The sequence below is a fragment of the Hymenobacter canadensis genome (assembly GCF_027359925.1).
Lineage (GTDB): Bacteria > Bacteroidota > Bacteroidia > Cytophagales > Hymenobacteraceae > Hymenobacter > Hymenobacter canadensis.
On sequence record NZ_CP114767.1, the window covers coordinates 3,914,130 to 3,940,521 of the forward strand.

The 26,392-nt window shown below is 59.2% G+C and carries 20 protein-coding genes; 17 read left to right on the top strand and 3 right to left on the bottom strand.

Annotated features, from left to right (window positions below; genetic code table 11):
* The first annotated feature begins 6 nt into the window (after positions 1-6).
* From O3303_RS16765 to porN, 8 genes are all read left to right on the top strand, one after another.
* Complete coding sequence (locus tag O3303_RS16765; protein ID WP_269559528.1) at positions 7-1,047, top strand: MraY family glycosyltransferase; 1,041 nt, start codon at positions 7-9, stop codon at positions 1,045-1,047.
* Positions 1,048-1,133: 86 nt separating this feature from the next.
* Positions 1,134-2,270, top strand: a complete 1,137-nt coding sequence (locus O3303_RS16770) for a DUF4271 domain-containing protein (protein WP_269559529.1) — start codon at positions 1,134-1,136, stop codon at positions 2,268-2,270.
* 70 nt (positions 2,271-2,340) lie between these two features.
* Positions 2,341-3,171 carry a uroporphyrinogen-III synthase gene (locus O3303_RS16775; RefSeq protein ID WP_269559530.1) on the top strand — a complete coding sequence of 277 codons (831 nt, stop codon included), beginning with the start codon at positions 2,341-2,343 and terminating at the stop codon, positions 3,169-3,171.
* Between the two features lie 144 nt (positions 3,172-3,315).
* Complete coding sequence (locus O3303_RS16780; protein WP_269559531.1) at positions 3,316-4,305, top strand: PorP/SprF family type IX secretion system membrane protein; 990 nt, start codon at positions 3,316-3,318, stop codon at positions 4,303-4,305.
* Positions 4,306-4,541: 236 nt separating this feature from the next.
* The gene (gene porK, locus O3303_RS16785) at positions 4,542-5,561 is read left to right on the top strand and encodes a T9SS ring complex lipoprotein PorK/GldK (RefSeq protein ID WP_269559532.1); all 1,020 of its coding nucleotides are present in this window, start codon (positions 4,542-4,544) and stop codon (positions 5,559-5,561) included.
* Positions 5,562-5,695: 134 nt separating this feature from the next.
* Positions 5,696-6,463: a type IX secretion system motor protein PorL/GldL gene (gene porL / locus O3303_RS16790; RefSeq protein ID WP_269559533.1), complete on the top strand. Its 768-nt coding sequence runs from the start codon at positions 5,696-5,698 to the stop codon at positions 6,461-6,463.
* 104 nt (positions 6,464-6,567) lie between these two features.
* The gene (gene porM, locus O3303_RS16795) at positions 6,568-8,109 is read left to right on the top strand and encodes a type IX secretion system motor protein PorM/GldM (protein ID WP_269561926.1); all 1,542 of its coding nucleotides are present in this window, start codon (positions 6,568-6,570) and stop codon (positions 8,107-8,109) included.
* A gap of 45 nt (positions 8,110-8,154) precedes the next feature.
* Positions 8,155-9,033 (top strand): type IX secretion system ring subunit PorN/GldN, encoded by an 879-nt coding sequence (gene porN / locus O3303_RS16800; RefSeq protein WP_269559534.1) that lies wholly within the window; start codon positions 8,155-8,157, stop codon positions 9,031-9,033.
* A gap of 141 nt (positions 9,034-9,174) precedes the next feature.
* On the opposite strand, the gene uvrC is transcribed toward porN, so the two are convergent.
* The 3 genes from uvrC to porW all read right to left on the bottom strand — a co-directional run bounded on the left by uvrC (position 9,175) and on the right by porW (position 16,857).
* The gene (gene uvrC / locus O3303_RS16805) at positions 9,175-11,001 is read right to left on the bottom strand and encodes an excinuclease ABC subunit UvrC (RefSeq protein WP_269559535.1); all 1,827 of its coding nucleotides are present in this window, start codon (positions 10,999-11,001) and stop codon (positions 9,175-9,177) included.
* 210 nt (positions 11,002-11,211) lie between these two features.
* Complete coding sequence (locus tag O3303_RS16810) at positions 11,212-13,554, bottom strand: penicillin-binding protein 1A (protein WP_350356588.1); 2,343 nt, start codon at positions 13,552-13,554, stop codon at positions 11,212-11,214.
* 114 nt (positions 13,555-13,668) lie between these two features.
* Complete coding sequence (gene porW, locus O3303_RS16815) at positions 13,669-16,857, bottom strand: type IX secretion system periplasmic lipoprotein PorW/SprE (RefSeq protein WP_269559536.1); 3,189 nt, start codon at positions 16,855-16,857, stop codon at positions 13,669-13,671.
* Between the two features lie 208 nt (positions 16,858-17,065).
* Here porW and O3303_RS16820 point away from each other — a divergent pair, with 208 nt between their 5' ends.
* The 9 genes from O3303_RS16820 (at position 17,066) to O3303_RS16860 (ending at position 26,158) form a co-directional block, all read left to right on the top strand.
* Positions 17,066-17,284, top strand: a complete 219-nt coding sequence (locus O3303_RS16820; protein ID WP_197062960.1) for an AtpZ/AtpI family protein — start codon at positions 17,066-17,068, stop codon at positions 17,282-17,284.
* A gap of 142 nt (positions 17,285-17,426) precedes the next feature.
* Positions 17,427-17,798 (top strand): hypothetical protein, encoded by a 372-nt coding sequence (locus O3303_RS16825; protein ID WP_269559537.1) that lies wholly within the window; start codon positions 17,427-17,429, stop codon positions 17,796-17,798.
* 33 nt (positions 17,799-17,831) lie between these two features.
* Entirely contained in the window at positions 17,832-18,896 is a 1,065-nt protein-coding gene (atpB, locus tag O3303_RS16830) for a F0F1 ATP synthase subunit A (RefSeq protein ID WP_269559538.1), read from the top strand.
* Between the two features lie 60 nt (positions 18,897-18,956).
* The gene (gene atpE, locus O3303_RS16835) at positions 18,957-19,214 is read left to right on the top strand and encodes an ATP synthase F0 subunit C (RefSeq protein WP_044000749.1); all 258 of its coding nucleotides are present in this window, start codon (positions 18,957-18,959) and stop codon (positions 19,212-19,214) included.
* Between the two features lie 167 nt (positions 19,215-19,381).
* Positions 19,382-19,876 carry a F0F1 ATP synthase subunit B gene (locus tag O3303_RS16840; protein WP_044014664.1) on the top strand — a complete coding sequence of 165 codons (495 nt, stop codon included), beginning with the start codon at positions 19,382-19,384 and terminating at the stop codon, positions 19,874-19,876.
* Positions 19,877-19,967: 91 nt separating this feature from the next.
* Positions 19,968-20,528: an ATP synthase F1 subunit delta gene (atpH, locus tag O3303_RS16845; protein ID WP_269559539.1), complete on the top strand. Its 561-nt coding sequence runs from the start codon at positions 19,968-19,970 to the stop codon at positions 20,526-20,528.
* A gap of 5 nt (positions 20,529-20,533) precedes the next feature.
* On the top strand, positions 20,534-22,117 hold the full coding sequence (atpA, locus tag O3303_RS16850) for a F0F1 ATP synthase subunit alpha (RefSeq protein ID WP_269559540.1): 1,584 nt from the start codon (positions 20,534-20,536) through the stop codon (positions 22,115-22,117).
* Positions 22,118-22,228: 111 nt separating this feature from the next.
* Positions 22,229-23,119, top strand: coding sequence for an ATP synthase F1 subunit gamma (atpG, locus tag O3303_RS16855; protein WP_269559541.1), 891 nt, complete (start codon positions 22,229-22,231; stop codon positions 23,117-23,119).
* 270 nt (positions 23,120-23,389) lie between these two features.
* Positions 23,390-26,158: an RCC1 domain-containing protein gene (locus O3303_RS16860; protein ID WP_269559542.1), complete on the top strand. Its 2,769-nt coding sequence runs from the start codon at positions 23,390-23,392 to the stop codon at positions 26,156-26,158.
* The last annotated feature ends 234 nt before the right edge of the window (positions 26,159-26,392 follow it).

Here is a 26,392-nt window from a genome sequence, read left to right on the forward strand (position 1 = left end):
TTAAGCTTGTCCTTTCTTTGGGCGTTTCTGGTGGCGCTGTTCGCTGTGCCGTCCATTATTTATATCGCGCACCTCAAAAACATGCTCGATACGCCCAACGTGCGTACCGTGCACGAGTCGCTGACGCCGCGGCTGGGTGGGGTGGCGGTGTTTGCCGGCTTCATGTCGGCGCTCACCATCTTCGCCGATTTGGGCAACGGCATCCAGCAGCTGCTGGCCGGCTGTATCGTGCTGTTTTTCGTGGGCCTCAAAGACGATCTGGTATCGATTTCGGTGTCCAAGAAATTTGTAGGTCAGCTGCTGGCCACGGGTATCGTCATGATTATGGCCGATGTGCGCCTGACCAGCTTCCAGGGCATCCTCGGGATTCAGGAGCTGCCCGTAGGCATCAGCTACGCCGTCACCTTCCTGGCCATCGTGGGCATCACCAACGCCATCAACCTCATCGACGGCCTCGACGGCCTCGCCGGCACCATCGTCCTGACCATAGTCAGCACGCTCGGCTACTACTTTGTGCGCTACGGCGGCCCTAGCTTCAGCAACTACGTGTTCGTGTCGGTGTGTCTGATGGGCGGTATCATCGGGTTTCTGCGCTACAACTTCCACCGCGCCACCATCTTCATGGGCGACACCGGCTCGCTGGTGTGCGGCTTCATCGTATCGGTGCTCACCATTCAGTTCATCGAAATGGGCCTGAAGGTGGGCCAGCCATTCGGATCTTCGGCCCCGTCGGTAGCGGCCGGCATCCTGTTCGTGCCGCTCTTCGATACGCTGCGGGTGTTTATCGTGCGCATGATGGCTGGCCGCTCGCCGTTCTCACCCGATAAAAACCACGTCCACCATCGGATTCTGGCCATGGGCTTCCAGCAGATCAGTACCGTTGTGCTGCTGGCCTTGCTCAATCTGGTGGTGATTCTGTTCGTTATTAACTTCGCCTACCTCGGCAACACCATTCTTATCGGCTGTCTGGTCGGCTTTTCCATTGTGCTGAGCGTGTTTCTGGGCGTGTACCGTAGCCGCAGTGCCGAGCAACGGGTAGCTTCCTGAAGCATCCTACAGCCCCCGAAATGAGTTGCCGGCCCCGCAGCGTATGGTCATCAGCACAGCATCTGCTGCTGTGCCTGCTATGCCTGTTGGCCTTCTACAATGCGCCGGCCGCCGAGTACCGGCCGCTGCCACCCGCCCTGCGCAGTGGCCTCTCCCCCGACTGGCTCATCCATGACGAGGCTCGCAACCGGCTCGTGCTCTACCTGCCCGACTACCACGCCCCGGCGCACGCCTACTATCAGTGGCTGACGCTGCGGCCGCAACGGCCGTTTGTGGTGTCCTTCACGGCCCGCAAAGGACAGAGCCTGTTTCTGGACAACCGCCTGGTATTCACGGCGCCATCAGCGGCGGCCTATACCCTGGATCTGGCCCGGCTGCTCCCAGCAGGCTCGGTACCCGGGTCGCACCTGCTCTGCGTGTGGCATCCCCAGGTTGCTCCCAACTTAAGCTCCTTCGTAGACGTGCGCCCGGCTGCCCCAGCCGCACAGGCTGGCCCGGCCAAGGCCCCTGGGGCTTCCCTGCTGGCACAGCCACTGGCGCGCAGCCATCCTGGCGAAAACGTTTTCCTGCTCTTTCTGCTGCTGATCGGGCTGCTCTATGGCAGCATTAGGGCGGTATATCAGCCCGGGTTTGCGCGCATCTATCAGGTCAATAACGTCTGGAGCAAGTCTACGGCTGAGCAGGAGTTTCTGGTAAAGCCCACCGTAACCTGGCTCAATATCCTGCTGGTTATTGTCTTCTCGCTCTCTTTTGCGCTGCTGCTGGTTGCCATCCATACCAACGTGCAGAACATTGCCATGCTGCAGCGCCTGTTCAACGTGCCGGAGTCGGCCCTAGTGCCCCGCATATTGCTCTACACCGCCATGATAGCCGCTTTTGTGATGGGCAAATACCTCTTCCTAGAGCTGATGGGCTATATTTTCGATGTCGGGGAGCTGGTGGCCGTCCAGTACCGGGAATTCATCCGCACCCTGCTCTTTCTGGGTCTCTGTTTGCCGTTGGTAATGCTGCTGTATCTGGGCCTGAACCAGACCCTGCCAGCCGCGGTACTGTGGGTGTCCAACGGGGTGGTTTCCTTGCTGTTGGTCGGCACGGTGGTACGCGTAGCGCGCACGATTCATCGTAGAGCCTCACTGCTAAATCTACATTTGTTTTCGTACCTTTGCGCCACAGAAGTGATTCCACTGGTCATTCTGCTCAAGTTGATCGTTTTCACCTACTAAGTTCTTGGTGCTCACTGCCCAGGCTGTCATCATCTCCTTATTGCCCTAGACTTACCCTTTTCTTTACAATATGGCCGAGAGCAAAGACAAACCGGGTACGGGCCGTCATGCTAACCGAATCAGCAGCATTCTTGTCACCCAGCCTAAGCCCACCAACGACGTATCACCTTATTTCTCTATTGCCGAGAAGTATGGTATCAAGGTGGATTTTCGTGAATTTATTGACGTTCAGCCGGTTTCATACAAAGATTTTCGTAAGGAAAAGGTAAATATCCTGGAGCATACGGCTGTGATTTTCACCAGCCGCAATGCCGTCGACCACTTCTTCCGGATTTGTCAGGAAGCCAAGCTGGAGATGCCAGCCGAAATGAAATACTTCTGTATTTCCGAGCAGACCGCTAACTACCTGCAGAAGTATATCGTGTTGCGCAAACGGAAGCTATTCGTGGGCCAACGCACTGCGGTAGACCTGTTTGAAGTTATCAAGAAGCATAAGACAGAGAAATTCCTGTATCCGTGCTCGGATATCCGCAAGGACGACATTCCGGAATTCATGCGGGCCAACGGCTTCAAATTCACGGAGGCCGTTATCTACCGCACGGTCGCCAGCGACCTGTCGGATCTGTCGGATGTGAAATACGATTGTATTGCGTTTTTCAGCCCGTCCGGTATCAGTTCGCTGTTCATCAACTTTCCTAATTTTGAACAAAATGGCACGCGTATCGCTGCCTTTGGCCCTACAACTGCCAAAGCGGTAATAGATGCAGGCCTGGAACTCGATATCGAGGCGCCGCACCCCAACGCTCCTTCCATGACTGGGGCCATCGAAGCATACATCCGCCACCATCACAGCTCGGATGTAGGGAAAGAGAAAAACAAATCAGGCAAGCAAAATGCCTAACAGGAAATAAGAGAGGAAGCCGTTAATTCTGCTTCCTCTTTTGTTTTTTGCTCAGGATTTGTTGCACAGGGTTTTTTGCATACATTTGGAAATAGCTTACGTTACCTTGCCATCCTTGTAACGGTCCCAAAATCAAGTCTTTGTATGAAAGGAACACTACTCTCCTTATTATTTTTGACTGCTACTGCAGGTGCTGCCTTGGGACAGCAGCAACCCCAGTTCACGCACTACGGCTTCAATGGTATGTACCTGAATCCTGCTTATGCAGGCATCAAGGGACAGGGAGAAATTACATCAATTGGTCGCTACCAGTATCTGGGCTACAATGCTTCTTTCGATGATGGAGGTTCGCCCCAAACCGGGCTTTTCACCGCCTCCCTGCCAGTTCGGGCAATAGGCGGTGGTCTCGGTCTGAGCGTGAGCTACGACAAGTTTGCCGTGATGAAGATGGTGAATGCGCAGCTCTCGTATTCCAAGCACATAAAAGTAGGAGAGGGGCTGTTGGGCTTAGGCATCCAGGGACTATTCAATAACCTGAGCAGCGGCCGCCACCGGTTTATTGACCCCAACGACCCCAGCGTGCCGCTGGAAGGATCTGATAATAAGTTCGATGTGGGCGCCGGTCTTTGGTATGAATCGCCCACGCTGTATGCGGGCCTTAGCGCCAACAACCTGCTCCGCTCCAACTACAGATTCCGAAGTGAAGCTGGTGACAACACGGCCCAGTTCATTGCCGAAAACCACTCGTACCTGACGGCCGGCTACAATATCGAAGCTTCGTCTTCCGTTGTGGTAACACCTTCTGTGTTAGTCAAGATGGTGATGCCCGGCAAGTTCGGTGACAGCGGAAAATTTACCTTCAAAAATAATTCGTACGAAGCAAACGTACGGGCTACCTTCAACGACAAATTCTGGGGAGGTCTTGGTTACCGCTACCAGGAATCGTTCACTGGCATGGCTGGCTTGGCGCTGGCCAAGGATAACGCACTGCGAATAGGCTACGCGTTCGACTTTGTTGCATTTAATCAAGATGCTCGTGCACTAAGCTCGCACGAGATTATGCTGTCCTACCGTCTGCCTAAGCCTGGCATGCTTATCCGTCCGGCCATTCGTACGCCGCGGTATAGTTTCTAGTCTTTCTGACTGTAGTGGACCATTTCGGTGCCCTGGTTATGTGGAGAAAGGATTTCTAGGCAGTACGCACTAACTCATTGCCCTTCATCGTTTAACTGGCATTACCGTCAGTTCATAGACAAACGACCGGCATTGAGCGATAGGCTTGCGCACGAACGTAAGTTTCGCTAGATTTGCCAGCTCACAAAATTGTAATCTTCGGATATCGCCGGCTCAACAGTCATTTTCTTCCTAACATGAACAAGTTTCTCTTATTGCCTCTCGTTGCCATTTCGGCTCTGATTTTGGGAGGCTGTGGTTTTGGCAAGGGCCCGCAGGGTGACCTGGTCGGAGCAGAGGACCGTCCCGAGTTCAATCCTCAGGAAGTTCCTTTCGGCATGGTTCCCTGCCCCGGTGGTACGTTCCACATGGGCCAGACTGACCAGGATATATCAGCATCTATGGTGAATATGAACAAGCAGGTAACTATTGCCGGCTTCTACATGGATGAGACTGAAATCACGAACAACGAATACCGTCAATTCATGAACGCTATCCGGCAGGACTCGATTGACGTGTTGGGCGAGGAGTATGTGATGACCGAGCTGTATCCGGATACTACGGTATGGGTGCGCGACTTCACCTACCACATGGGCGACCCGCTGATGGAGTACTACTACACCCATCCGGCTTTCGACGACTACCCGGTAGTGGGTGTTGACTGGTTTGCCGCCAAGTATTTCTGCAACTGGCGCACCAAAAACAAAAACGCCGCCAACGAAGAAGCTGGTCTGGCCCCAACGCCAAACTTCCGCTTGCCTTCGGAGGCTGAGTGGGAATACGCTGCCCGCGGTGGCCGCGACCTGGCTACTTACCCTTGGGGTGGCCCATATCTGCGCAACTCCAAAGGCTGCATGCTGGCCAACTTCAAGCCCGGCCGTGGTGACTACGCTTCCGATGGTTACGCCTACACTTCGCCGGTCGGCTCATTCTTCCCGAACGACTTTGGCCTCTACGATATGTCGGGTAACGTGTCGGAGTGGTGTGATGATGCCTACATGGAAGCCTCAGTACCAGTGGTGTGGGACATGAACCCAACCAATCCGGATGATAATGAGCCGCGCAAAGTAGTACGTGGCGGTTCGTGGAAAGACATTGCCTACTTCCTCGAAACGGGCACTCGCAACTTCGAGTACCAGGATTCTTCGCGCTCCTTCATTGGTTTCCGCACTGCTATGATTCAGATCGGCATGGGCACCAACACCAGCCTCAACTAAGAACCGCTCCTGCTTTCTGCAGCAAATTCCCTTATTCATCCCCGAGTTTTTCGCGTTTTCACCCAACCATCACTTCTTTCCAACAATCAATTCTCATGGCAGCTAAAGGCGGTAGTTTTCTCTATGATGTGCTTATGCCCAAGATTTACGGCATCGGTGCCGCAGTCGTAATCATTGGAGCACTGTTTAAAATTCAGCACTGGAAAGGAGCTGACATTATGCTAATCGTTGGCCTCGGTACCGAAGCCGTTATCTTCTTTCTGAGCGCATTTCAGCCACAATCCAAGGAGCACGACTGGTCTTTGGTATATCCAGAGCTTTCGGAAGGCTACGACCCTTCGACCAACAGCAATCGTTTCGTAGAAGAGAACAACAGCAAAGGCCTCACGCGCAAGCTTGATGACATGCTGAAGGATGCCAACGTAACGCCCGAGGCTATTTCCTCCCTGGGCCAGGGCCTGAATCGCCTGAGCACCACCACTCAGCAACTCTCGACGCTTGGCGACGCTACCAGCGCCACCGACGAGTATACCGCTAAAGTACGTAGCGCTGCTACGTCGCTGGAGCGCATCAATGAAGCTTACTCCAACACGGCTCAGGCCATGGGCGCAATGGCTGATGCAACCAAAGATGCCAAGGAGTATCACGTACAGGTGCAGAACGTAACCAAGAACTTGGGCGCGTTGAACGCAGTGTACGAGATGGAATTGCAGGATGCCAACACGCACCTCAAGTCCATGAACCAGTTCTATGGCACGCTAAGCCAGGCCATGCAGAACATGACCGAAGCTGGCAAAGACACCGAGAAATTCAAAGACGAAGTGGCAGCTCTCACCGGCAACCTGAACTCGCTCAACCGGGTGTATGGCAACATGCTGAACGCCATGCGTGCCACCAGCTAAGGCTGGCGCTGCGCAAGGAAAATTTCGGTCCCACCCTTACATATAGATAGGCAGACACGATGGCGGGAGGTAAAGAAACTCCACGGCAGAAGATGATTGGCATGATGTACTTGGTACTGACTGCACTTCTGGCCCTTCAAGTAAACTCAGCAATTCTGCTCAAGTTCAAATTTTTGGATGACAGCCTTTTCGGTATCAACGAAAAGGTATCGAAGTCCAATGATGGCACAGTTAAAGGCATTGCAGCGCAGGTTGAAAAAAACCGCAATACTGCCGCCGACGTTGCCGTTCTGAAGCAGAGCGAAGAAATTCGGGAGCGCACCAAGCAGATGATTGATTATCTGCGCGGTGTACGCGACAAACTCGTAACGGCCACGGAGAACACCAAAGGCAAGAACGAGTACAAAAACATGAGCGCCGAAGACAAGGTGGCCATCACCATGCTCGGCGGCAAAAAAGACGGTGCCGCGTATGAAATGAAGAATAAACTCAACGAGTATTCTTCTTACATCAAATCGTTTGTACCGGGTGCCGAACCGCTGGCATTGGATGCCAAGGACGACAAGATGGTGACGGACCCAGAGCAGCGCTCCAAGAACTTCGCCGAACTGAACTTCGAAAACACGCCGCTGGTGGCGGCTTTGGCTACGTTGTCGCAGAAAGAAACCGAAGTACTGAAGTACGAATCGGATGCTTTGGCTGCGCAATCGGCCAAAGTGGGTGGCAACATCATCGTATTCGACAAAGTAGGCGCTTTCGCCTCGGCTGAGTCGAACACGGTAGCTGCTGGTACCAAGTACAAAGCAGAACTGTTCCTGACGGCTTCGGCCACGGGCCTGCGCCCTACCATGACGCTGAACGGTTCGCCGCTTTCGGTTGACGGCTCTACGGGCAAAGGCAAAGTGGAATTCACGGCCCGCCCAGGCTCATTTGATGCTGCCGGCAATGCCAAAGCACAGTGGACTGGTACCATTCGCTTCAAGCAGAATGGCCGCGACACTACCTTCAAAGTAACCGTGCCTTACACCGTTACCAAGCCTGTTATGCAGATTCAGTCGGCTTCGGTGCAGGCGTTGTATTTCCGGTGCGGCAACAAACTGAGCGTACAGGTTCCGGCTCTGGGCGCGCAGTATGCCCCTAGCTTCTCGGCTTCGGGAGCATCTACTATCGCTGGTTCGGCTAAAGGCGAAGTAACGCTAGTGCCGAATGCTAAAGAGGTAACCTTGAGCGTTAGCAGCGGTGGCAACCCTATCGGTTCACAGACCTTCCAGGTTCGTCCGATTCCTAAGCCAGAGATTCAGTGCTGGGTTGGTGGCCGTCCGGCCAACGAAAAGCAAGGCACGCCTATCACGGCGGTACGCAATATGAACCTCAAGGCGGTTCCTGATGCTGGCTTTGCTACGTTCCTGCCCGACGACGCTCGTTTCCGCGTGTCGCGCTACGAAGTGACGTTGGTACGTGGCAAGCGTCCGGCTATGCCGATGATTCCGGTTAGCGGTCCGAATGCCGATCTGAGCCGAGTGGTAGACCAGGCCCGCGAGGGTGACCGTCTGTACATCGAAGTAAAAGAAGTTCAGCGCATGAACTTCCAAGGCAACACGGAGCAGGTAAACGTGACGAAGCAGTTCAACGTGCCGTTGCTGTAAGCTGTAGTTGGTGAACTAAAAAGGGTTGATTCGCTTTCACGCATTATGAACAAGGTTCTCTCTTTCGCTGTCCTGGCTGCCGGCCTGACCCTTTCGGGGGCTGCCTCGGCTCAGGAACAAGCCACTACCGCGAGCAGCAATGGCTCGTACCGCCCGATTCCGAACTCGGATATCATGTTCCGCAAGACTATCTGGCGGGCCGTGGATCTGCGTGAGAAGCAGAACAAACCCATGTTCTCGGAAGGCAAGGAAATCAGCCGCGTTATCATTGAAGCTGTGAAGCGTGGTGAGTTGGTTGCCTACCGCAACGACTCGCTGACCACTACCTTCACCGGCAATGAGGTAACGTCCAATATGTCGTACGCCGAGTCGAATGCAGGTCTGAGCGACGAAGAGCGCGCAGCTGGCTTCTCCGAGGATACGGGTGATGATTGGGGTGCTGCTCCGAAAAAGAAAGGTGCCAAAGCTGCCGCGCCTAAGAAGCCTGCAGCGGCGCCAAGCTACGCCTACCGCTACAAGGAGTTGTATCAGATGGAACTGAAGGAGGATATGATCTTCGACAAGAAACGGTCGCGGATGTATCACGATATCAAAACCATCACGCTGTTGGTGCCTTCCACGCTGAGCTCTAATGCTTCGGGTATCGAAAAGCCCATTGGCACGTTCAAGTACAGCGACTTGGTGAAGGTGTTCCGCAACAATCCGGACAAAGCCATCTGGTTTAACTCGCAGAACGATGCCCAGCACAAGAACCTCGCTGACGCTTTCGAACTGTGGTTGTTTAACTCCTACATCGTGAAGGTATCGAACCCGAACGATTCTCGCCTGGATGAAATCTACGGTGGCCAGCAGCAGGGCATTCTTGCTTCGCAGCAGGCTGCTTCCGACCTCATCGAGTACGAGTACAATCTGTGGTCCTTCTAGGATCACGGATTAGCACGGATTTCTCGCGGATTACACGGATTTTGTAATCGATTCCGCTTTATACCAAAAAGCCCCAACCAGTTAGCTGGTTGGGGCTTTTGCTTTGTATACTGAAGGCTGCGTGGCATTCGTGCGCGGCGGCTATTCCGGGGCGCTGGTGGCGGATGTTTCCTGCTCGCTGAAGTACGTGAGCAGGATGCGGGCTTTGGCTTTGCCTACTTCAGCTATTAGCTCGGCTTCGGTCAGTTCCCGAATTTTCTTGACCGACTTGAACTTGGTCAGGAGCTTATCGGCCGTGATGGGGCCAAGGCCTTTTACGTCGGTCAGCTCAGTTTTGAGCGTGGCGGCGTCGCGGCGGCTACGGTGGAAGGTGATACCGAAGCGGTGTACTTCGTCGCGCATGCGCTGGAACAGGCGCAGGGATTCGCTTTTCTTGTCGATGTAGAGCGGCAGCGGGTCGTTGGGAACGTAGATTTCCTCCAGGCGCTTGGCAATGCCGATGACGGCCATCTGGCCCCATAGGTTCAGGTCTTTCAGCGCTTTCACGGCCATGCTGAGCTGACCTTTGCCACCGTCCACGATAACCAGCTGGGGGAGGCTGGCGCCTTCGTCTACGAGGCGGCGGTAGCGGCGCGACACCACTTCGTACATGGAGTCGAAGTCGTTGGGGCCGATAACGGTTTTGATGTGGTAGTGGCGGTAGTCTTTCTTGCTGGGCTTAGCGTTGCGGAAACACACCATGGCGGCCACCGGGTTGTCACCCTGGAAGTTGGAGTTGTCGAAGCATTCGATGTGCTTGGGCAGCTCCGTAAGGCGCAAATCCTTCTTGATGGTTTCCATGATGCGCACCTCGTTGAGGTCCTTGCTCCGGTCGTTCATGCTTTCCTTCTCCTTGCGCAGGTACAGCACGTTCTTGATGCTGAGCTCCAAGAGCTTGCGTTTGTCGCCGATCTGGGGCTGAGCAATGACGACGCCCGGCAGCGGAAGGGCCGGCAGCGGCACGTTGGTCAAGATTTCCTTGCTCTGGCTCTCGAACTCCTCCCGCATCTGCATAATCATGGGAGCCAGGATTTCGTCGTCGGGCTCGTCGAGCTTCTTATGCACTTCCACCGACTGGGTCAGGATGATGGAGCCGTTCATCACCTTGAGGTAGTTGATAAAGGCCAGCTTCTCGGTGGACGCAATGCTGAACACGTCGATGTTGGACAGCGACGCATTGACGATGGTGCTTTTCGACTGGAATTCGTCGAGGCGGTCGAGCTTGATTTTGAACTGGTGGGCCAGCTCGTACTGCATCTCCTGCGCCGCCTGGGTCATCTTGTCGCGGAAGTACTGCTTGGGCAGGCGCAGGTCGCCGTTGAGAATCTGGCGGATCTGCTGAATGTAGCCGTTATAGGTTTCCTCGTCTTCCTTGGCCACGCAGGGCGCTTTGCAGTTGCCGAGGTGGAACTCCAGGCAGGGCTTGAACTTGCCGGCCGCCACGTTTTCGGGCGAGAGGTTGTAGGTGCAGGTCCGTAGCGGGTATAGCGCCTTGATGAGCTCCAGCAGCAGGTTCATGCCCGTCACGTTGGCATAGGGCCCGTAGTAGCGGCCGTCGCCGGGGCGCTTGTTGCGGGTCGGAATCAGGCGCGGAAATCGTTCGTTGGTCAGCAGCAGGTACGGATACGTCTTGCCGTCTTTGAGCAGGATGTTATACTTGGGCTGGTGCTGCTTGATGAGGTTGTTTTCCAGCAGAAACGCGTCGGACTCAGAATCCACGATGGTGAATTCGATGCGCTTGATATTCTTGACCAGTTGCTGAGTCTTCTTGTTGTGGTCCTGCTTGGTGAAGTAGCTGCTGACGCGCTTGCGCAGGTCGATGGCCTTGCCCACGTAGATGATAGTCTCCTCATCACCGAAATACTTATACACCCCCGGGCGGTGCGGGAGTTGGCGGATCTGTTCCTGTAGATGTTCTTTGGCAGCCATGAATCGCTGATTTGCGCTGATTGACGTGATTTCGCTGATTTCTGTGCTCGGTCAGCAGGGGCGTTATACGTACGGAAACATACGGCAGCGAGGCAGTGCGCTTCACCCTGCAAGTAGCAGCGCATTAAACACAACAAAAAACCTGACCGGTTTATCCGGTCAGGTTTGTGAAAAATCTGCGTAATCAACCTAATCTGCAACACCTGTGATTTAGATATCCTCCTCGCTGAGGTCTTCCAGCTCTACCTGGTTGAGCTTCTGGTCGTAGGGGATGGTGTCGCGCTGGGTGGCGCCGTTGTAGTAGCGCGAGCAGTCGATTTCGACGTCCAGCGGCTTGCTGGGCTTGGGGAACGGGCCGGTGTTGATGCCAATGCTTTTGTCGGCATACACTTTCTTCATGAAGGTGCCGTAGAGCGGCAGCGCCAAGCGCGACCCCTGCCCATAGGCCCCGGTGCGGAAGTGGATGCTGCGGTCTTCGCCGCCCACCCACATGCCGCACACCAGGTCGGGCGTGAGGCCCATAAACCAGCCGTCGGAGTAGTTGTTGGTGGTGCCGGTTTTGGCGCCCATCTCATACGGAAACTTAAAGCCGCCTTTCAGAATAATGCTGGTGCCGCCCTGCTCTTCGGTGGCACCGCGCAGCATGTAGGTCATCAGATAGGCGGTTTCCTCTTTGAGCACTTCCCGGACTTGCGGCACAAATTCGCGCAGCACGTTGCCGTTTTTGTCCTCGATGCGCGTCACCATCATCGGTGCGGTCCAGACGCCTCTGTTGACGAAGGTGCTGTAGGCGCCGGTCAGCTCGTAGATGCTCACGTCGGAGGAGCCGAAGCCGATGGCCGGCACGGCGTCGATGGGGGAGGTGATGCCCATGCGCTTGGCGTAGCTAGCCACCACGTCGGGGCCCAGCTTCTGCACTAGCCACGCCGTGATGGAGTTCATGGAGCGGGCCAGCGCCTGCCGCAGCGTGAAGGTGCGTCCCGAGAAGGAACCCTCGAAGTTGCGGGGCGTGTAGGCCGGCCGGCCGCGCTCGGCGGGGAAGGTGGTGGCCACGTCGGGGCGCTGGTAGCAGGGCGAGTAGCCCTGGTCGATGGCGGCCACGTACACGAACGGCTTGAACGTGGAGCCCGGCTGGCGCTTGCCCTGCTTCACGTGGTCGTACTTGATGTATTTGTAGTTGATGCCGCCCACCCAGGCCTTCACTTGGCCGTTGAGCGGGTTCATGGCCATGAAGCCGGCGTGCAGCAGGCGCTTGTAGTAGGCCAGCGAATCCATCGGCGACATATTCACCTCTTTTTCGCCGCCCTTCCAGGTAAACACCTTCATCTTGTACTTCTTGTTGAGATGGTACTTGATGGAGTCCTTGTTACCCTCAAAGCGGGCGTTGAGCGACTGGTAGCGGGCGGTGCGCTTGATGGACGTACTCAGGAAGTTCGCAATGAGGCGGCCGTTTTCGTCGCGCCAGGGCTGCTGGCCTTTCCAATGCGCGTCGAACCACTTCTGCTGCAGCTTCATGTGCTCGGCCACGGCCGACTCGGCATATTTCTGCATCCGCGAGTCAATCGTGGTGTAGATTTTCAGGCCGTCGGAATATAGGTCGTGGTCGGTTTCCTTGGCCCAGTCGCGCAGGGTTTTGCTGAGCTCGGTGCGGAAGTAGGGCGCAATACCCTCGTTCTGGTTTTCCACCTTGTAGTCCAACTTGATGGGCTTCAGAATGGTCGCGGCATAGGTCGGCTCGTCGATGTACTGATACTTGCTCATCTGGCTCAACACCCAGTCGCGGCGCTTCTTGGAGCGCTCCGGGTTGCGCACCGGATTGAACCACGACGGCCCGTTCACGAGGCCCACCAGCAACGCCGACTCCTCGAGCGTGAGCACCCGCGGCTTCTTGTTGAAGAAGGTTTTGGCCGCCACGTTGATGCCGAAGGCATTGGAGCCAAAATCGGCGGTGTTAAGGTACATGCGCAGAATTTCGCGCTTGGTGTAGTTGCGCTCCAGGCGCACGGCCAGAATCCATTCCTTGGTTTTGGTGATGACCATGCCCAGCAGTGGGGCTTCGTTGAGGCGGCCGTTGTTGAGGTCTTCGCGGGTGCGGAACAGCATCTTGGCCAGCTGCTGGCTGAGCGTGGAGCCGCCGCCGTTCTTGCCGCCCCGCACCACTCCTGATGCTACGCGCGCCAGGGCCTTGGGGTCGATGCCGGAATGCTCCTCGAAGCGAGCATCCTCGGTGGCAATCAGGGCATCAATCGTGGTCTGGGCCAGCTCTTCGTAGCTGACGGGCGTACGGTTCTCGCGGAAATACTTGCCCATCAGCACACCGTCGGCCGAATACACTTCCGAGGCCAGCTCACTGCGCGGGCTCTCCAGCGTCTTCAGGTTCGGCATCTGCCCGAACAGGTTCAGGAAGTTGATGCTGACGGCAAAAACGAACAGCAGCATGCCCACCACGCCGGCGCCAAACAGCAGCCACATGGTGCGGGCCAGACCCGTAAACCGGCCCGGGTGTTGAGGTTTGCGGGAGGTAGTTTTGGTCTTGGTGGCGGGGTAAGCCATTTTTTGAATTAAGAATTAAGAATTAAAAATGAAGAATCAAAACCTGGGGCTGAGCGCAAATGAGTAGTGCCAACGATCAACTTTTAATTCTCAATTCTTAATTTTTAATTGAAGTTAACGGTACGTCTGCTGGTAGAAGCGCTGATATTCTTCTACGTCGCGGCGCTGAAGCAGCAGCGGCAGGTTATCAATACCAATGATGAGGGTTTGGTAACCCGCGCCACGCAGCTTACTGAGCGGCGACTGGGGTCCGCGCAGCTTCAGGCCGTAGCTCTGCGCCACTTTGGCGCCCACCAGGTCCTGCACCACCACCAGCTCCAGCGAATCGCCGAGGGGCTGCTGCTGCACCTGCAGGTTGTTGGCGCGGTAGAAGCGGCCGTTGTAGGTGCTGAGCTGGGCTTGCAGGTCTTTCAGCGCGGCGGCTCCCTTCGGGAACACCAGCACCACCGCATGGCCGGCGGCGGCATTGGCCGAGTACGGCGAAACTGGCGCCGCCGGAGTTGGCGCTGCTGGAGCCGGAGTGGCAGGAGCAGGCACAGCTGAAGTTGCCGGAGCGGTAGAAGCAGGCGTCGGGGAAGCCGGAGCGTTGGTAGTGGGCGTCGCTGGAGTAGGAGAGGGGGCCGCAGCCGGCGCTGTGGTAGTAGCTGGGACGGCCTTCGGGACTTTCTTGCCGCGGGCCCGCGCCTGCGCCGCGGCCATGCGCGCCGCCTTGGCCGGGTCCATGGCCGGTGCTGCCGGCTTGGTGGCCGCCGCCGAATCCGTCGGAACCGGAGTTGGCGTAGCGGGCGTGGTGGTGGCAGGCGCTGGTATTGCGGGGGTAGAGCCAGCTGCTGGCGTTGTCTTGGGCGTTGGTACTGCCGATGCAGGCTGCTTGGCGGCCGGCACGGGCACGGTAGCCGGGCGCGGGGCCGGCGTTTCGTTTTCGCCGTACAGAATGCGCATGCGGTTGTTTACCTCGCCGGGCCGGAACATAGAAATGTCAGGTTTCTGCGTGGAGGCTAGTGCGCCGACAATCTCCCCCGCCTCATACTTCTTGTAGGAGCCCAGCAGCGTGCGCGCCTCGGTAGCCAGCGGCGACGACGCGTAGTCGGTGGTGAACTTCTCCAGCGTGGCCCGGGCCACCAGCGGCGGCTGGGTGCGCAGCGCAATCAGGGCGCGCAGGTAGGCTATCCGGTCGTTGAGGTCCGACTCCGGGAACTGCTTGCTGGTGCGCGCCAGCACCGACGACGACTTTTTGAATTCCTGCTCCTTATACAACGCAAATGCCGAATCCACCTTCACCGCCACCTGCCCGTTCACGAGGGAGGTGCGACGCAGGTATTCTGGGTCAGCCGCCAGCCGCGCGTAGGCTGAGGTCGGGAAGTCCTGGCGCAGCCGTTGCGCATATACTTCGGCCTTGGCCAGCTCATTCTGCTCCTTATAAATCAGGTACAGGCTGTAGTACGTCTCGGGCAGGTGCTTGCTGGCCGCGTAGCGCTCTATCAGCTTCTCGTAGGTCTGTGCGGCCGGCGCCGGCTCGCGCAGCTGCTGGTTGTAGATGCCGCCCAGCGCAAACAGCGCTTCTTCCACCTGGTTGTTGGACGTCTTCAATTGCTCACTCGTGAGCGGAATATTCTGCCGATACTGCGCCACCAGCGCCCGTTGCTGCGCTTCGGGGTCGTCGGTTATGGCGGCTCTGCCCAGCGCTGTCGTGGCGCCGGCCGTAACGTTGGTGCTGCCGGCGCCTACCGTGTTTACGGGCGCGCCGCCGTTGCGCGCCGCCACCGGCGACGAGCTGGCCACGCTCACGAAGCGCCAGTTGTCCTGCAGCGGCCGGTCGCCCCACTTCCGGATAAAGTCGGCGCGGGCCGTGCTCAGGGCTGTGGGGTTGTCGAAATACCATTTGGCCCCGGTGCTGCCTTCTATAAAGTCGGCCGGGTCGAGGCCGGTCTGCAGGTCGCGGGAGGAGCTGGGGCCGGTGGCCGTCTGGCGCCGGCTGGCCAACTCCTGCCGGGCCGCGGCGGCTTCGGCCGCCTTGCGGCGGGCGGTCAGCTCGGCATCGGCGTAGGCCACGAGGCGGGTGCGCAGGGCCGTGGTATCCAGCCGGGCCAGGGCCTGCAAGCTGTCCTGGGTTTCAATGATGGTGTACTGGGTGGCAAAATCCTTCAGGATGGCCGCCCGCTCGGCCGTGGCTGCGTAGCCGATAGCCTCTTTGGGCAGATTCTGCACGGTGCTGTCGTAGTAGGCGGCGGCCAAGCGATACTTCTGCAGATTCTCGTAGTAGATGCGGCCGGCCAGCAGGTAGGTGTACGACTTCTGGGCCTGGTTGCTGGTGGCAGCCCGCGCCGACTTCTGCAGCAGCCCCAGCGCCTCGGGGTAGCGCTTCTGCCGGTAGTCGAGCCGCGCCATCTCATAGTAGATTTTGTCGCGGTACTCCTTGTTTTTGGAGTCCTTGAGCAGCTTGGCGAAATACTTGTCCAGCCGGGCCTTGTCATTGTTGTTGAGGTCCGAAACCTGCCCCAGCATCAGCTTAGCAAAGAAATCCAGCTCGTAGGGTGGGTTCTTCTTCAGAATCTGGTTGAGCTCGGCGTAGGCCTTCTTGTCGTCGCCCTGCTCTTGGTAGAGCTGCGCCAGGATGTAGCGCGTGCGCGACCGTTCATTCTTCGGCTCTACCAGTGGGATGGCCTTTTCCAGGTTCTCGATGGCCTTCGCCGGCTCCCCGATCTTCAGATAGTAGTCGGCGCGGGTCAGAAACAGCTCCTTGGCGTTGGCCTCACGGCCTTCCTCCTTGTCCAGCAGATCCGACACAGCTTTGGCGTTTTCCAGCTCTTTGGTGGCCACAAACGTGCGCATCAGCCAGATCAGGGCCTCGTGCTTGGCATCGGCGTCTTTGCTGATGCTGTTGACGTATTTAAACGTCTTGGCTGCATCCTCATACTCCATCTTATAGAAGCGGCTCTTGCCGATGAGGATGTAGGCGTCGTCGGTCCAGTCGGAAGCCGAGCGGTACTGAATCGGCAGCGAGGCCTTCTTCACTACCTCGTCCATATCGGCCGTAATGGCCTTGGCGGCGGCCTCGTCCATGGTCGGGAACAGCGGCAGCACGCGGTTGTAGTCGTTCAGGCGGGCCGTATACAGCTTGGCCTCGGTTTCGCGCATTTTCTCGCGGGCCAGGAAGTAGCCATTGTCGCGCGCCACCACGTTGTCGTAGGCGTGGCCTACTACGCCGCGCCGCTCAGAAGCGCAGCCCCCCGCGCCTGCTACTACCACCAAAGCGGCCACAGAGCCGGAAAACAGACGAAAAACCGGAGAAGAAGTCAACACAGATGTCGGGAGCATAGCTTACGAATACGCCAACGCGCAAAACCGGCCGGAATGTTCAGCTTTGGCGCAACGCAGGGGTCATAACGACGCACGTTGGGTAAAATTACGCCTTTTTCCCAGCCGCGCCGGTATCTGCCGAAGGAGCGGTTTGCGTACACCCGTTCCAGCCCGTATTCGGTTACCTTCGCCACTCCCAACCCGCCCCGTCATGCCCGATACTCCCACTCCTCCCATGCCCCCCGGGGGCAATTTTGCCCGTTTTATGGGCGTCGGCTTTCAGATGCTGGCCACCATCGGCCTGTGTACCTGGCTGGGCGTCTGGCTGGATGGGCGCTACGGCAGTGAGCCGTGGGGTACGGTGGGGCTCACCCTGTTCGGTGTGTTTGTCGCCATGTACCTGGTCATCCGGGAGGTATCGGAGAAGTAGCGGCCCGCGGGTGCGCGGTCCGGCCGGCAGCGAAAATACGCTGAATGCGTGGTTGGTAGCCGCGGGCGCCGTACCTTTGCGGCCCCATCCTCTAAATCCTGCCGCGTTGCTCCGCTTTTTCCGCCTGCTGCTCCTGCTGGTTTTGCTGCTCTACGGCACGCTCTACCTGCTGAATGCCCGCTACGGCACTGCCGTCGTGCATCCGCTGGCGCCGTATCTGCTGGGTTTTTTCGCGGCACTCACGGCCCTTATTTACTGGTTTACGGCGCGGCTGGTCCGGGCCAATCCCGACCACTTCATGGGGGCGTATTTCGGGTCGATGGTAGCGCGCATGCTGCTGTCGGCTGGCCTAGTGCTGGCGTACCTGCTTACGGGGGGCAGCCGCGAAGGCAACGGGCAATGGGCGTTCGTGGGAAGTTTCTTTGTCCTGTATTTTCTCTTTGCCGGATTTGAAGTCTGGGCCGTTCTGAGTAACTTGCGCCCGTTTTCAAAACCGGGTGAAACGGCGAAATAAGCATTTTGCCCCAAAAACCCTAAACCGTTCTGAATGAAGCGCTTACTTATAGCTCTCTTCTGCTTCCTCTCAGTTGCTGCCCACGCCAACGGGCCTGCGGCAACAACCGCGGAGGCCACCGATAAGGAGGCGTTTAGTCCCGGCGAGATGATTCTGCACCACATCGGCGATTCGCACGAGTGGCATTTCGCTACTATCGGCGACGAAGCCCAGGGCAAGCACCTCACCATTCCGCTGCCCGTTATTGCCTACCGCGCGGGCCAGGGCCTGAGCGTATTCTCGTCGGCGCAGCTGGCAGAAGGCAAAGTATACAACGGCCTGAAGCTGGAGCACGAGCATCTCGAATCCGAAGACGGCAGCAAGGTATACGATTTCTCCATCACCAAAAACGTGGCCTCGCTGATGCTGAGCGCCGTGCTGCTGCTACTGGTGTTCACGGCCGTAGCCCGCGGCTACGCCAAGCGCGGCACCGGCGCCCCCAAGGGCATTCAATCGTTCTTCGAGCCAATTATCGTCTTCATTCGCGACGAAGTAGCCAAGAAATCCATCGGCCCGAAGTATGAGCGCTACATGCCGTACCTGCTCACCGTGTTCTTCTTCATCTGGTTCAACAACCTGATGGGCCTGATGCCCGGCGGTGCCAACCTCACCGGCAACATCGCCGTTACGCTCACGCTGGCCGTTCTGACGCTGCTCATCACCCTGTTCAGCTCCAACAAAAACTACTGGCACCACATCTTCGCTACGCCCGGCGTACCGAAAGCCCTGCTGCCCATCATGATTCCGGTGGAGCTGATTGGTATTGTGGTAAAGCCGTTCTCGTTGATGGTACGTCTGTTCGCCAACATCACGGCCGGCCACATCGTTATTCTGAGCTTCATTTCGCTGATCTTCATCTTTGGCAGCGTGAGTGTAGCCCCCGTAACGCTGGCCTTCGGCTTGTTCATCAACATGCTGGAGCTGCTGGTAGCCATTCTGCAGGCCTACATCTTCACGCTGCTGACGGCCATGTACATTGGCGGCGCAGTGGAAGAGCACCACGATGCCGACTACCAAATGGGCGGCGGCGACGGTGCCGACACGGCCCACACCCACTAAGCTCACCCGCGTTCGTTTTTTCTGATTTTTTTGTTTCTCACTTCCCCCAAACCTTTTTTTATGCTTCTTTCTCTGTTGTTGCAGATTGCTAACGCCGCTGGTCTGGCTGTATTTGGTGCCGCTATCGGTGCTGGTCTGGTTGCTCTGGGTGCAGGCCTGGGTATTGGCCGCATCGGTGGTCAGGCTATGGAAGCCATCGGCCGTCAGCCGGAAGCTTCGGGCAAGATTCAGACTGCCATGCTGATCGTTGCTGCTCTGATTGAGGGTCTGGCCCTGTTCGCAGTAGTAGTCTGCCTGCTGATTTCGTTCAAACTCTAGGGATAGAGGTAGTACACGAGCAGCCCGCTGCGCGCGTCGCTTCAGCGCACGGCGTGGCGGGCTGTCTTGGTTTTTCCGGGCTGGCCGGCTGAGTAGCTGTGCCACACGGCTGCCTCATCGCTGCAGCCCGGATTTTACGGATTCACTACTGATTTCTCTACTCCCTCATGCAAATTGTAACGCCCGAATTAGGCCTTATCTTTTGGCAGCTGGTGATTTTCGGCATCGTGCTGCTCTTGCTGCGCGCGTTTGCCTGGAAGCCCATCCTGAGCTCGTTGAAAGAGCGGGAAAGCTCCATTGATGATGCCCTGCGCATGGCCGACCAGGCCAAGCTCGAAATGCAGCAGCTCAAAGCCGGCAACGAAAAACTGCTCGCCGACGCCCGCATGGAGCGCGACCGTATTCTGAAGGAAGCTACTGAGGTGTCTAACCAGCTCATCGAGACGGCCAAGACCAAGGCAACGGAAGAAGGCGGCCGCATGATTGTGCAGGCCCGCGAAGCCATTCAGAACGAGAAGAACGCAGCTTTGGCTGAGGTGAAAAACACCGCCGCCAAGCTGTCGATTGATATTGCCGAGCGTATCCTGCGCCGCGAGCTGGCCGACCAGCCGGCTCAGCAGCAGCTCGTCGATTCGTACCTGAAGGAAGTAAACCTGAATTAGTAGCGAGTATTCAGTATTAAGTAGTGAGATTGGGGATGCCCCAAGCCAACCTGTCTTAATACTTACTACCAACTACTCAATACTACAAGCAATGTCTGAACTACGAGTTGCCTCCCGCTATGCCAAGTCGTTGCTCGATTTGGCCGAGGAGCAGGGTACGCTGGAGCAGGTGAAGGACGACATGGACTTGTTCAACAAAACGTTGACCGAGAACCGCGACCTGCGTCTGCTGTTGCGCAACCCCATCGTCAAGCACGACAAGAAGCTGGCCATCCTGCGCGCCGTGTTCGGGGGCAAGGTGTCGAACCTCACCGAGAAGTTCTTCACCATCGTCACCCAGAAAAACCGCGAAAGCGCGCTGGAATATATTGGTGCCGAGTTTCTGACCCAATACAACAGCCTGCGCGGCGTGCAGCTGGCGGAAGTCACGACGGCTATGCCGCTGACGCCGGCCCTGCGCATGGAGCTGGAGTCGCTGGTTCGCCAGCAGACCGGCCTCCAGCAGGTGACCCTCACCGAGAAGGTGGATGCTTCGCTGATTGGCGGCTTCGTGCTGCGCGTTGGCGACCGGCTCCTCGACGACTCCGTGAGCTTCCGGCTGCGCAAGCTGCGCACCGAATTCTCGAAGAACCCCTACCAATCTCAACTATAATCCACATGGCAGAAGTACGTCCGGATGAAGTATCCGCCATTCTGCGGGAGCAGTTGTCCAACTTCAAAACCGAAGCCGAACTCGAAGAGGTTGGTACGGTATTGCAGGTTGGCGACGGTGTAGCCCGCATCTACGGCCTGGGCAAAGCCCAGTCGGGGGAATTGCTCGAATTTGAAAACGGCCTGCAGGCCCTGGTTCTTAACCTCGAAGAAGACAACGTAGGTGCCGTAATGCTCGGCGACTACAGCGAAATCCGCGAGGGAGCCACGGTGCGCCGTACCAATAAAATTGCCTCTATCCAGGTAGGTGAGGGCATCGTGGGCCGCGTGGTAAACACGCTGGGCCTACCCATCGACGGTCGTGGCCCCATCCAGGGCGAGACCTACGATATGCCCCTGGAGCGTAAGGCCCCCGGTGTAATCTTCCGTCAGCCCGTAACGGAGCCGATGCAGACCGGTATCAAGGCTATCGACGCCATGATTCCGATTGGCCGGGGCCAGCGCGAGCTGATCATTGGCGACCGTCAGACGGGTAAGTCTACGGTAGCTATCGACACCATCCTCAACCAGCGCGAATTCTATGAGCGCGGCGAGCCGGTTTTCTGCATCTACGTAGCCGTAGGCCAGAAAGCCTCCACCGTGGCCCAGGTAGTAAACGCCCTGACCAAGGGTGGCGCTATGGACTACACCGTTGTGGTTTCGGCTTCGGCCTCTGACCCGGCGCCGATGCAGTTCTTTGCTCCCTTCACGGGTGCCGCCATCGGCGAGTTCTTCCGCGACACGGGCCGTCCGGCTCTGGTAGTGTATGATGACTTGTCGAAGCAGGCTGTAGCGTACCGCGAGGTGTCGCTGCTGCTGCGTCGTCCTCCCGGACGTGAGGCGTATCCCGGCGACGTGTTCTACCTGCACAGCCGCCTGCTGGAGCGTGCCGCGAAGATCAACGCTTCCGACACCATCGCCCGCGACATGAACGACCTGCCGGACAGCATCAAGCACCTGGTGAAAGGTGGTGGTTCGCTGACCGCTCTGCCGCTCATCGAAACCCAGGCTGGTGACGTTTCGGCGTACATCCCGACCAACGTAATTTCGATTACGGACGGCCAGATCTTCCTCGAAACCAACCTGTTCAACGCCGGTATCCGCCCTGCTATCAACGTAGGTATCTCGGTATCGCGGGTGGGTGGTAACGCCCAGATCAAGTCGATGAAGAAGGTGGCTGGTACGCTGAAGCTCGACCAGGCCCAGTTCCGTGAGCTGGAAGCCTTCGCCAAGTTCGGCTCCGACCTCGATGCCTCGACCAAGCTCACCATTGAGCGCGGCCGTCGTAACCTCGAAATCCTGAAGCAGCCCCAGTTCTCGCCGCAGCGCGTGGAAGATCAGGTGGCCGTTATCTACGCTGCTACCAACGGTCTGCTTGACCTGGTGCCCGTAAACAAGGTGCGCGAGTTCGAGAAGGAGTTCGTGCAGGTGCTCAACACCCGCCACCCCGAGGTGCTGCAGGGTCTGAAAGCGGGTAAGCTCGACGACACCATCACCGGCGCCATCCGTCAGGTTGCCAAAGACCTGTCGGCGGTATACGCTTCGAAGTAATTCATTAGTTGTCAGTTGTTGGTTGTCAGTTGTCAGGAAGAAGGTGCCACAAGGCCGCTTCACTAAAACTGACAACCGACAACTAGCAACTGACAACTCATTTTCACGAGAATGGCTAGCTTAAAAGAAGTCCGCAACCGCATCGTATCGGTGAGCAGTACGCAGCAGATCACCAAAGCCATGAAGATGGTGGCGGCGGCCAAGCTGCGTCGGGCGCAGGACAACATCCTGCGCATGCGCCCCTACGCGCAGCGGCTCAACAGCATCCTGACGAATCTGACGGCCCAGGTCGGCGACGACGTGGTGAGCGAATACGCCGAGCAGCGCGAGGTGAGCCGGGTACTGGTGATTGCCATTACCTCGGACCGCGGCCTGGCCGGTGCCTTCAACAGCAACGTGTTCAAAAACGTGAATGCCCTAGTGCAGGAGCGTTACGCGGCGCAGGCGGCAGCCGGCAACGTAGCCTACATGGCCATCGGCAAGAAGGCCCACGACTACTTCAACCGCCGCGGCCCGCTGGTCGGCAACTACACGCACGTCTTCGGCAAGCTGTCGTTTGACACGGTGCGTGAAGCAGCCGAGCAGGCCATGGACGGCTTCCGGGCCGGCCAGTACGACGAGGTAGTGATGGTGTACAACGAGTTCAAGAACGTGGCCACGCAGGTGGTGCGCGTGGAGCAGCTGTTGCCGCTGCTGCCCGCCGAGCCGAACCCGGCCGCCGTGCAGACCTCGAACGTGGACTACATCTTCGAGCCCTCGAAAGAGGAAATCGTGCAAACCCTGATTCCGCAGTCGCTGAAGGTGCAGCTCTACAAGGCCGTACTGGAAAGCAACGCCTCGGAGCACGGTGCCCGCATGACGGCCATGGAGAAAGCCACCGAAAACGCCGGTGAGCTGCTCAAGGCGCTCAAGCTGACATACAACCGGACGCGTCAGGCGGCCATCACCACCGAGATTCTCGAAATCGTGGGTGGTGCGGAAGCCCTGGCTGCCAGCCGGTAAGGCATCTGCCAAAAGCAGGAAGGCCTGTCTCCGTTGGAGGCAGGCCTTTTTTTTGGCGTTGTATGCCCGCAGTCGAGGGAAGATGGGGGCTGCGTGCAGGCGTTGGCTGCCCGAGCGCAGGCCGTTGTTGTGGCGCTTGTAGTAGCAGTGACGGCGGCGGCGTACTATATTTGCTGGCTTGTATATATCTGCTTGCTGCTTCCGGACTGCTGCTTCACTTAGTTGCTGTCCGGGTCTTTTTTTGTCCGGACATAGCGTTCCGGCGGTTGTATGGAATACGTGTACACGACTAGCCGGCGCGGGATGCGCGCCGTGGGGCCGCTGGCGGCTGCAATGTTCTGGCTGTTACTGCTGCTGCTGCCCACGGCCGCCCGCGCCCAGGAAATAGCCGCCGGCAACGGCTTCTCGTTCAGCATTCACCCCGACGGTACGCTGTGGGGCAGCGGCTTCAACACCAACGGCCAGCTCGGCGACGGCACGGGCATCGCGCGCGCCCTGCCCGTCCAGATCGGCACGGCTACCACCTGGCAGCGCGTGGCGTCGGGCAATAGCTTCACCCAGGCCATCCGCACCGATGGCACGCTGTGGGCCTGGGGGCGCAACGACCGGGGCGAGCTGGGCGACGGCACCACCTTCAACCGCAACGCCCCCGTGCGCGTGGGTATGGCCTCGGACTGGCGCAGCCTGGCGGTGGGCGCCACCCATACCCTGGCCATCAAGACTGATGGCACGCTCTGGGCCTGGGGCCGCAACGACCAGGGGCAGCTCGGCATCGGCGTGGCCAACAACACCAGCAACCCCACGCCCGTGCAGGTGGGCACCGATACTGACTGGCAAAGTGTGGCGGCCGGCCAGCTGCACAGCCTGGCCATCAAGACCAACGGCACGCTCTGGGCCTGGGGCTTCAACGGCGACAGTCAGCTCGGCGACGGGGGCACCGTTACCCAGCCTGCGCCCGTGCAGATTGGTACCGCTACCACCTGGCGGCACGTGGCCGCCGGCCTGGGGGCGCTGCACGGCGTGGCCATCCGCGCCGACGGCACACTCTGGACCTGGGGCCGCAACGTAAACAACCAGCTCGGTGACGGCACCGCCGCCGTGCGCCGCAGCCCGGTTCAGATTGGCACGGCCACCACCTGGCAGGAGGCCGTGGTGGGGCCTACGTACACGATGGCCCTGCGCACCGACGGCACGCTGTGGGGCTGGGGCCAGAACGACTACGGCCAGTTCGGCGACGGTACTACCACCAACCGCACCACGCCCACCCAGATGGGCACCGTGGACACCTGGCAGACGCTGGTGACGGGCAACTACCAGGTGCTGGCCCGGCGCACCAACCAGTCGGTGTGGGCCTGGGGCTGGAATTCCAGCGGCCAGCTGGGCAGCCCCGATGCCCCCACCCCTTTGCGCGCTACGCCCACTCAGGTGGGCACCGCCCTCGACTGGGCTACCGCCGCCGTGGGCAACGACTACACGCTGGCCCTTACCACGGCCGGCGCGCTCCTGAGCTGGGGCCAGAACATCACCGGGCAGCTGGGGCGTGGCAATGCGCTCAAGTCGTTGTTGCCGGAGCCGGGCGCGGTAGTGGGGGCAGCCGCGTGGCAAAACGTGGCGGCCGGGCAGCGGCACAACGTGGCCCTGCGCTCCGACGGTACCCTCTGGGCCTGGGGCAACAATGGCAGCGGCCAGACCGGGCAGGGCACCGCCTTCAACAACCCGCCCGTCTCGACGCCCGTGCAGGTGGGCGCGGCCACCTGGCAGCGCCTGAGCGCCGGGCAGGAGTTCACACTGGCTATCCGCCCCGAGGGGACGCTGTGGGCCTGGGGCATGAACAGTAACGGCCAACTCGGCGACAACTCCACTACCCTGCGGACCACGCCGGTGCAGGTGGGCAGCGAGGCCAACTGGCAGCAGGTGGCGGGCGGCGTGGGCTTCTCGCTGGGCGTGCGCACCGATGGCACCCTCTGGACCTGGGGCCTGAACGGCAACGGCCAGCTCGGCGACGGCACCATCATCCAGCGCCTGGTGCCCGTGCAGGTGGGCACCGACACCGACTGGCAGAGCGTGGCGGCCGGCCAGCTGCACAGCCTGGCCCTGAAAACCAACGGCACCCTCTGGGCCTGGGGCTTCAACGGCAACGGCCAGCTCGGCGACGGCACCACCACCCAGCGGCTGGCCCCGGTCCAGATCGGGACGGCTACCACCTGGCAGCAGGTGGCGGCGGCGGCTAGCCACAGCCTGGCCCGGCGCACCGACGGCAGCCTGTGGGCCACCGGCCTCAACAGCAGCGGCCAGCTCGGCGACGGTACCATCACGCAGCGCACCAGCTTCGCCCGCGTGGGCACGGCCACCTGGCAGACGGTAGCCACCGGCCCCACCGCCGCCCACACCGTGGCCGTGCAAACCAACGGCAGCCTCTGGGCCTGGGGCCTGAATAACTACGGCCAGACCGCCCAGGAAATCACGGCGCCCGCGCCGGTGCTGGTGTTTCCGCTGCCCGCCCCGCTGCCGGTAGCGCTGACGGAGTTTACGGCCGCGCCGGAAGGCGCACAGGCCGTGCGCCTGCGCTGGGCCACGGCCTTGGAAGTGAACAGCGCCGCCTTCGGGGTGGAGCGCAGCCCGGACGGCGTGACGTTCCGGACGGTGGGCACGGTGCCCGCCGCGGGCACCAGCACCGCGCCCCGCGCCTACACCCTGCTCGACCAGCAGCTGCCGGCCGGCGTGCCGGTGCTCTACTACCGCCTGCAGCAGCTCGACCAGGACGGCACGTTCAGCTACTCGCCGGTGCGCGCCGTGGCCCTGAGCACCGTGGCCCCCACGCGCCTGACGCTGGCCCCCAACCCCACCACGGGCGCGGCCACGCTGCGCGGAGCCGCCGCCCACGCCCCGGTGCAGCTCTATGACGCCGTGGGCCGCCTGGTACTGACCGCCACCGCCGATGCCACGGGCACGGCCCATCTGGTGCTGCCCACCGGGCAACCCCTGGGCGTGTACGTGGTGCGCACCGGCGGGCAGGCAGTGCGCCTCGTGCTGGAGTAGCCGGCGTATGCGGTAAACACAAGAGCCCCGGCGCCTGGCGCCGGGGCTCTTTGCGTGTAGGGGTAGCGGCGCGACCCTCGGGGTTCTGGCGTCCGGGCCGCCGGGGTGGGAGCGGGGAGCAACGTCAGCAACGGGGAGACGCGAAGGGTCGCGTCTCTACATGGGTCCGCCCAGGCCGGCTATGCGGGCGGTGGGGTCGGGGTCGTCGCGGCGCTGCTCCTGGCACGCAATGCG

Coding starts and splice junctions, on each gene's coding strand:
- O3303_RS16775 (WP_269559530.1), top strand. CDS start 2,341: ATGGCCGAGAGCAAAGACAAACCGGGTACGGGCCGTCATGCTAACCGA.
- O3303_RS16780 (WP_269559531.1), top strand. CDS start 3,316: ATGAAAGGAACACTACTCTCCTTATTATTTTTGACTGCTACTGCAGGT.
- porK (WP_269559532.1), top strand. CDS start 4,542: ATGAACAAGTTTCTCTTATTGCCTCTCGTTGCCATTTCGGCTCTGATT.
- porL (WP_269559533.1), top strand. CDS start 5,696: ATGCCCAAGATTTACGGCATCGGTGCCGCAGTCGTAATCATTGGAGCA.
- porM (WP_269561926.1), top strand. CDS start 6,568: ATGTACTTGGTACTGACTGCACTTCTGGCCCTTCAAGTAAACTCAGCA.
- porN (WP_269559534.1), top strand. CDS start 8,155: ATGAACAAGGTTCTCTCTTTCGCTGTCCTGGCTGCCGGCCTGACCCTT.
- uvrC (WP_269559535.1), bottom strand. CDS start 11,001: ATGGCTGCCAAAGAACATCTACAGGAACAGATCCGCCAACTCCCGCAC.
- O3303_RS16810 (WP_350356588.1), bottom strand. CDS start 13,554: ATGGCTTACCCCGCCACCAAGACCAAAACTACCTCCCGCAAACCTCAA.
- O3303_RS16820 (WP_197062960.1), top strand. CDS start 17,066: ATGCCCGATACTCCCACTCCTCCCATGCCCCCCGGGGGCAATTTTGCC.
- atpB (WP_269559538.1), top strand. CDS start 17,832: ATGAAGCGCTTACTTATAGCTCTCTTCTGCTTCCTCTCAGTTGCTGCC.
- atpE (WP_044000749.1), top strand. CDS start 18,957: ATGCTTCTTTCTCTGTTGTTGCAGATTGCTAACGCCGCTGGTCTGGCT.
- O3303_RS16840 (WP_044014664.1), top strand. CDS start 19,382: ATGCAAATTGTAACGCCCGAATTAGGCCTTATCTTTTGGCAGCTGGTG.
- atpH (WP_269559539.1), top strand. CDS start 19,968: ATGTCTGAACTACGAGTTGCCTCCCGCTATGCCAAGTCGTTGCTCGAT.
- atpA (WP_269559540.1), top strand. CDS start 20,534: ATGGCAGAAGTACGTCCGGATGAAGTATCCGCCATTCTGCGGGAGCAG.
- atpG (WP_269559541.1), top strand. CDS start 22,229: ATGGCTAGCTTAAAAGAAGTCCGCAACCGCATCGTATCGGTGAGCAGT.
- O3303_RS16860 (WP_269559542.1), top strand. CDS start 23,390: ATGGAATACGTGTACACGACTAGCCGGCGCGGGATGCGCGCCGTGGGG.